Source organism: [Phormidium] sp. LEGE 05292 (assembly GCF_015207735.1).
Taxonomy (GTDB): domain Bacteria; phylum Cyanobacteriota; class Cyanobacteriia; order Cyanobacteriales; family Aerosakkonemataceae; genus Floridanema.
The window spans coordinates 1-4529 of the sequence record NZ_JADEWG010000271.1 but is presented as its reverse complement, the minus strand read 5'-3'; the positions used below and the strand labels follow the sequence as shown (position 1 = coordinate 4529).

The following is a 4529-nucleotide window of genomic DNA, read 5'->3' as shown; positions in this document are numbered from 1 at the left end:
ACTGCTACGCATTTAAATTGAATATTTAGGCTGATGGGGAGATGGGGGGATGGGGGGATGGGGAGAGGGATTGACGGTTTTTGCCTAACACCAAAAATATACAATTTAGATGCGATGCAAGCTTAATTAAATTTATGCTTTTTTGCTTTTAGCTTTTGCCCTTTCCCCTTCTGATTTTTAGAGCTAGTACAAGACCATTATGGTTGTGCTAAAAATTAACTGTTGACGGTTGATTAATCTAGGTGATATGGCTGAAGAATACGAAAATCTCCCTGCTGATGAAATTACCGAGCATTTAAAAAATGGTAGGTTGCTGACGATTAATCGCTGTAAGCGCAACGGTTTGATTATTTATAAACCTCACCATGCTGAGTTTGCTGGGCCTGGGGCTGCTGTGGGTGGTAACTGTGATTTAGATTGCCAAAGGGTGACTCCTGTGGGCAATCTGTCTTTGATTGTTCCAGAAACTTTTGACGATCGCCAAACTGCTTATAAAATTCGGATTCAGTGGCTCCGGTTAATGAAAAAGTCTACGGAATATGATGATCCTTTACAACGGGCGGAAAAGTTGATGTTTCAGTTTGAAAACTTTTTTGATTCCCAAACTTTGGATCAATTACCGGATGAAGCTTTTGCTCTGTTGGTGGGTGTTTTTCCTCAAACTATTAAAACAGCAAGGGCTAAAGATGATTAGGCAGGGGGGACGCGGGGACAACTCTGTAGGGGCGGGTTTAGCATATAACCTGTTGTCACCCACAGACAATCTCTGGACAAAACCCGCCCTAACAACTCTAAAATCAGTAAGGGCGGGTTTTGTTGTTAAATCTTCGGCTATGATTACCAAATTATCTGCTAAACCCGCCCCTACAACTCAAAACTCAAAACTTTCTAAGGTGGTTTTTAGTCTTTGGCTCGATCGCTGATTCTCCTCTGGAGTTCCTACTGTAATTCTTAACCCTCCGCTAATTTGTCTGATCAATGTTCCTTGGGATTTTAGTTGTTGAGTTAATGTGGTTAATTTAGCGGTTTGATCGGTGATTGTCGGGGCTAGACGCAGATAGATAAAGTTAGCGGCGCTAGGCCAAATTTTTAAGGCTGGATGTCCAGATAAATTTTTAATTAATTGCTCTCTTTCTGCCAAAATTTGCGGAATTGAGGCGAGTATTTCTTGCCGAGAATTCATGGCAAATAAGGCGGCTGCTTGAGAAAAACTAGGTAAATTGTAGGGTAGGCGGACTTTTTCTAAAGCGCTTATTAGTTGGGGATGAGCGATCGCATAACCCACCCGATGGGCAGCTAAACGAAAGGCTTTGGAGAAGGTTCTCAAAATCATCCAATTGGGATGTTTTGCTAATTCGGCGGCGACTGTGGTTTGACTAAATTCAAAATAAGCTTCGTCAATTACTACTAAAATATTTTCAGGTAAATTCCGCAACCAATCTAATTCTTTTACTGTTAAAGCGTTAGCGGTTGGGGAGTTGGGATGAACAACAAAAACTAATCTAATTGGTGGGTTTTGAGTTTGATTAATTGCTTGTTGTGCTGCGTCTAAATCTATTTCAAAATCTGTTTCGGAACGTCCTACTGTAACTACAGGAATTCCTAATGTTTGGGATATAATTCCATACATGGAAAAGGTAGGATTGGCGACTAAAACAGCACCTTCTCCCCCCAAACAGGTGGCGATTAAAACTGAGCGAATCAGTTCATCTGAACCGTTGCCTACAGAAATATTATCTAAGGTAATGTTGGTGATTTGTGCGGATTCGTTGACGTATTCTGCGATCGCGCTTTTCAATGCGATATAACTACCATCAGGATAACGATTATTTTCGATTAGTTGCTGATAAGTCCAACTCAGTTTTTCCTTTAATTCGTTGGGCAAATCAAAGGGACTTTCGTTAGAATCTAGGCGATCGATGGTGATGTCTGATTTGACTGGTTCGCCAGATGTGCCTCCTGGATGGGGTTGATAGGCAACCAGTTGAGCGAAATCGGAACGAATAAAGTTAAGCATTGGTAAGGGACTGGGGACTGGGGACTGGGGATTGGGGATGATTCTGTAGGATTAAATTTTACATCTAAAAGTTGCTGAGTTGACAGAAAGTGGAAATTTCTTGCCAAATTTCTGGTAAAACATTGGCGAGGGAGTGATCGCTGTCTAGTTCAATTAATTTTATCCAAGGGCGGGAGGCGGCGAAGTCTCGACTAGCTTGAATGGGTATGACTTCATCTTTGATGCCGTGAATAATTAAGGTGGGAATGGGGCGTTGAATTTTGGTTTCTGGGTATTGTTTTAAGTCAGTTACAAAGTCGTAGCTTAAGGGGAGCGATCGCTTTTCTCCGTAATGATGTACGGGAAAAAATCCTTCCCTTTGCCAACTGGCAACTATTTTTTCTCCTAAAGTGGAAAGCCATAAAGAAAGAAAAGTAAAGGCTGGGGCTAACAAAACTAATTTTTGACATTGTAGTTCTGTTTCGCCTAACCAAGCAGATGCTAATCCACCAAAACTAGAACCAATTAATGTTACTGGTGTTGGTGAAGGTGGAAAATTTACTATTACTTGACGCAGTTGGCGCGTCATTGTTAAATGAGTAAAGTCGGATTGATTTAAGTCAGGAATTGTTAAGGGAATTTGGCTTTGCGAAAAGCGATCGCGCAAAAAATTAGCTTTCACTGAATTAGGGCTAGAAGCAAAGCCGTGCAGATAAATGTATTCGGAATTCATTCGATTTGAGATGGGAATGTTTAATTTACATAGTTTAGGAAAGTTAGAAAAGAAACTTTAATCTCTCTCTCTTGCTCCCCTGTTCCCCTGCTCCCCTGCTCCCATTTGTGGCTGCTGCATTTGAGGTGAGAGAGAATCAAGAGTTTTCCGCTTTCTGACTCTATTTTGTAAACTGTCTGCTACCTGACGACGTTGTTCTGGAGTTAATACTTCGCGCATTTCTAAGAGGCTTTCAAAGCGCAAGTTGCCTACTTTTTGTTTTAAGTTTTCGACTTGGCGATGTTTTTGTCGCAAGGTATCTATGCTAGCATCGCTTCCCAGCATTTGACCTAATTCCAATTGAGCTTGGCGTAACACTTTTGCAGATTCAATTATTTGTCCTCTATACTTATTACGAATTGTCTCCATTCGTTGAGCTTGTTGTGTTGTGAGATTTAATCTTTGAATCCATTTGGGAACATCTTGATTAGGTGAGTTATTAGGTTGATTGGGATTTTGGGAAGTAATTTGAGAAAGCCAAGGTTTGGGGCTAGCAATGGCAACTGCCCCAATCGATAAAGTTAAAAATGCAATTACAGAAGCACGACTGAATAACATTTTTTTTCTATCTCCTTGTCGTAACTAAATGTGTGGTTTTAGTAGGGTAATAAGTTTTATCTGCCAGATTTAAGTACTCGTTTTGCATAGTTTCTACTGATGTTTCTGGGGCGTTATTAGTAACAACACCACTCCAGTTATTTTCTAAAAAACTTTCTATTTTAACGAGTTCTTGACGATTCCGACTGTAATTTTGTTCGGGGAGATAGTTGGATTTGCTAACCAGAAGATTAGTAGCCGAAGAATTATTGTTATTTAGTTTATTAATAGCAAAAGAGTTAGTCAGAGAGCTATTTCCTCGCAAATAATTACCAGCTAACACTAAAGCTACACTAGCTGCAATAGCGGGAGGAACTAACCATAATTGACGATAACGAGAGGAATGTTTTCGGGAATTATGGTGCAGTTGTGGAAGGGTAGAAGATGCGATCGCTTGAAAAAGTTTTTCTTCCAAGTCGGGAGAAGAAGGGGGAATTTCTGGGCGATTTTGCCGTAAAAAATCTACTAAACGTTGGTCATCATTTGGTAACTTACTCATAGCTGAACTCCTTGTTTCTGGAGAAATTGCCGCATCGCAGCACGGGCATGAAATAGGCGAGATTTAACTGTTCCCACCGGAATACCCAAGATTTCAGCCACTTCTTTTTGCGGAACTTCCTCTAGGTCATGCAATACTATGACAGCCCGATGTTCTAAACTCAGCTGTTCTAGTGCGCGTCGTACTAAATCTTGGTAATGTAGTTGCATCAGGTCAGGCGCTGGCGATTGTTTGGGGTCTTGAGTTTCTAATTTGGTATTAAAATTGCGCTGTTGAGCAAATTGCCGTCGCTGATCGCAGGCTACGTTCCAAGTAATACGATAAAGCCAGGTAGAAAATTGCGCTGTCTGACGTAGATGCGGCAATCCTTTCCACGCTCTTAGGAACACTTCTTGCACTAAGTCATCGAGCGCGGATGTTCCGCATAGTTGATAAAGTGTGGATCTGACTCGCTGTTGATAGCGCTGATAAAGTTGGCGAAAGCTTTGCTGATCGCCTTTTAAGCACTTTTCTGTTAGATACGAGTCGGATATGTCTTCAGCTGGCACAGCTACACCTGGCACAAGATACACCGATGGTTTCTCCCTCACCCGTTGTTATCTTCAGTTTAGACTGGGCAAAGGCGATCGAGGTTCAAAGTGGGGATTGGGGATTGGGGACAAGGG

Annotated in this window: 6 protein-coding genes; 1 reads left to right on the top strand and 5 read right to left on the bottom strand. The window is 41.4% G+C overall.

The features are described 5' to 3' along the window. Positions 1 to 247: 247 nt before the first annotated feature. Positions 248 to 694, top strand: coding sequence for a hypothetical protein (locus IQ264_RS31660; RefSeq protein WP_193986575.1), 447 nt, complete (start codon positions 248 to 250; stop codon positions 692 to 694). Positions 695 to 871: 177 nt separating this feature from the next. On the opposite strand, the gene IQ264_RS31655 is transcribed toward IQ264_RS31660, so the two are convergent. The 5 genes from IQ264_RS31655 to IQ264_RS31635 all read right to left on the bottom strand — a co-directional run bounded on the left by IQ264_RS31655 (position 872) and on the right by IQ264_RS31635 (position 4436). Further along, positions 872 to 2017, bottom strand: coding sequence for a histidinol-phosphate transaminase (locus tag IQ264_RS31655; protein ID WP_193986574.1), 1146 nt, complete (start codon positions 2015 to 2017; stop codon positions 872 to 874). Between the two features lie 64 nt (positions 2018 to 2081). After that, positions 2082 to 2729 carry a YqiA/YcfP family alpha/beta fold hydrolase gene (locus IQ264_RS31650; RefSeq protein WP_193986573.1) on the bottom strand — a complete coding sequence of 216 codons (648 nt, stop codon included), beginning with the start codon at positions 2727 to 2729 and terminating at the stop codon, positions 2082 to 2084. 57 nt (positions 2730 to 2786) lie between these two features. After that, positions 2787 to 3326, bottom strand: coding sequence for a Spy/CpxP family protein refolding chaperone (locus tag IQ264_RS31645; protein WP_193986571.1), 540 nt, complete (start codon positions 3324 to 3326; stop codon positions 2787 to 2789). Positions 3327 to 3333: 7 nt separating this feature from the next. Then, positions 3334 to 3864 (bottom strand): hypothetical protein, encoded by a 531-nt coding sequence (locus tag IQ264_RS31640; protein WP_193986569.1) that lies wholly within the window; start codon positions 3862 to 3864, stop codon positions 3334 to 3336. Then, complete coding sequence (locus IQ264_RS31635) at positions 3861 to 4436, bottom strand: sigma-70 family RNA polymerase sigma factor (protein WP_413470380.1); 576 nt, start codon at positions 4434 to 4436, stop codon at positions 3861 to 3863. Before IQ264_RS31635 ends, IQ264_RS31640 begins: the two co-directional genes overlap by 4 nt. Between the last annotated feature and the right edge of the window lie 93 nt (positions 4437 to 4529).